3 protein-coding genes are annotated in these 1,648 nt (G+C 73.4%); all 3 read right to left on the reverse strand.

Annotated elements, in window-relative coordinates:
• The coding region (locus tag RIF93_RS20605; RefSeq protein ID WP_309093309.1) for a pyridoxine 5'-phosphate synthase at positions 1–594 on the reverse strand (594 nt) is incomplete at its 3' end.
• Positions 595–605: 11 nt separating this feature from the next.
• Positions 606–1,190, reverse strand: a complete 585-nt coding sequence (pyrE, locus tag RIF93_RS20610; RefSeq protein WP_309093311.1) for an orotate phosphoribosyltransferase — start codon at positions 1,188–1,190, stop codon at positions 606–608.
• Positions 1,191–1,208: 18 nt separating this feature from the next.
• Positions 1,209–1,648, reverse strand: a 440-nt coding sequence (locus RIF93_RS20615; protein ID WP_309093310.1) for an LOG family protein, incomplete at its 5' end; no start/stop codon positions are given.

Consider the following 1,648-nt stretch of genomic DNA (forward strand, 5'->3'; position numbering starts at 1 on the left):
CAGGCCGTGGCCGGCGTGGACCTCGAGGCCCAGATCGGCGGCGCGGGCGGCGGCGGCCTGCAGGCGGGCGAACTCCACCGCCCGGTCGGCGCCGGTCAGATGGCAGTAGCGGCCGGTGTGGAATTCGACGACGTGGGCGCCGACGGCGCGCGCCGCCTCGACCTGCTCCAGCGCCGGCTCGATGAACAGGGAGACACGCACGCCGGCCCCGGCCAGGGCGCGAACGACGGGGGCGATGCGGTCCTCGTGGCCGGCTGCGGCGAGGCCGCCTTCGGTGGTCACCTCCTCGCGGCGTTCGGGCACCAGGCAGGCGGCGTGGGGGCGGTGGCGCAAGGCGATGGCCAGCATCTCGTCGGTGACGGCCATCTCGAGGTTGAGCGGCCGCCCGGCGACCGCGCAGAGGTCGCTGAGGGCCTCGATGTCGGCGTCGGTGATGTGGCGGCGATCCTCGCGCAGGTGGGCGGTGATGCCGTCGGCCCCCGCGGCCAGCGCCTCGCGGGCCGCGCGGACGGGGTCCGGATGGGCGCCGCCCCGGGCGTTCCGCACGGTGGCGACGTGGTCGATGTTGACGCCGAGGCGAACCGCCGAGACCATCGCCGCCTCTCCTACTTCGCCAGCCGGCGGCTGCCGGGGTCCTCGACCGGCAGGGCGGCGAGCTCGGGCGGCAGGGCGTCGGCGGGCCAGGCCGGCACGTCGAGGGTGGCGAGGGCGATCAGGGGAACCCCCACGTCGGCGCGGCCGCCGGAGCGGTCGACGATGCAGGCGGCGGCGACCACCTCCCCGCCCGCGTCGCGGATGGCCTGGATGCACTCGCGGCTGGACAGGCCGGTGGTGACGATGTCCTCGACCATGACCACCCTCTGCCCGGGCTCGACGTGGAAGCCGCGGCGGAGCCTGAAGGTCCCGCCCTCGCGCTCGACGTACATCGAGGGCACGCCCAGCCAGCGGGCGGTCTCATAGCCGGGGATGATGCCTCCGACGGCCGGCGAGATGGCGACGTCGACGGGGCCGACCGCGGCCGTGACCTTCTCCGCCAGCGCCTTGCACAGGCGCGCGCAGCGGTCGGCGTGCATGAAGACCAGGTTCTTCTGCAGGAAGACCGGGCTGTGCAGGCCCGAGGAGAGGACGAAATGCCCCTCGCGCAGGGCGCCGGCGGCGCGGAACTCGTTCAGGACGTCGTCGGAGGTCATGGCGGTCATGGCCCTCCCCTACCCCGTCACGCCCTCGCTTTGAAGCGCCGGCTGATGCGGATCGACGGCGCTCTCGCCGCCGGGGCGCAGGCCGCGGGCCAGCAGCTCGCGCCAGAGCCCCTCGGCGTCCTCGGCGAAGCCGATCAGCTCGAGGTCGGACGCCGCGATCATGCCGTGCTCGACCAGCGCCCCGAAGTTGACCACGGAGCGCCAGTAGCCCTCGTCGAACAGAACGATGGGGATGTTCCGCTCCTTGCCGGTCTGGCGCAGGGTGAGGATCTCGAACAGCTCGTCGAAGGTCCCGAAGCCGCCGGGGAAGACCACCAGGGCGTTGGCGCGCAGGGCGAAATGCATCTTGCGCATGGCGAAGTAGTGGAACCGGAAGGTCAGCTCGGGGGTCGACCAGGGGTTCGGCTCCTGCTCGTGCGGCAGGGTGATGTTGTAGCCGATCGAGGGGG

Source organism: Phenylobacterium sp. (genome assembly GCF_031181185.1).
Classification (GTDB): Bacteria; Pseudomonadota; Alphaproteobacteria; order Caulobacterales; family Caulobacteraceae; genus Phenylobacterium.